The following is a 245-nucleotide window of genomic DNA, read 5'->3' on the forward strand; positions in this document are numbered from 1 at the left end:
GGCGAATACCAGGCCAAAATTTGGCATCCTTGGCAAATAACGGCAACACCTTCATCTTTGGTCATTGTAAGCAATGACGATAATCAGTTAACGTTTAGCATTGATGTTGAACACCAAGATAAACCATCGTCGCCACCTAGCGGCTTTGGTAGTTACCCTCAAGCAAGCGATGTCACGGGATAGCATGCCTACTAGTTTTCGCAACCGGCTGATAATAGCTTTCCTATTAATACTGACCTTAATGC

Annotated in this window: 1 pseudogene; it reads left to right on the forward strand. The window is 44.1% G+C overall.

The window, feature by feature from the left end:
* Positions 1–183, forward strand: a pseudogene (locus AAEZ02_RS23235) (methylamine utilization protein); the annotation flags it as partial.
* Positions 184–245 lie beyond the last annotated feature (62 nt).

The organism is Shewanella sp. T24-MNA-CIBAN-0130, assembly GCF_040310185.1.
GTDB lineage: Bacteria > Pseudomonadota > Gammaproteobacteria > Enterobacterales > Shewanellaceae > Shewanella > Shewanella psychromarinicola.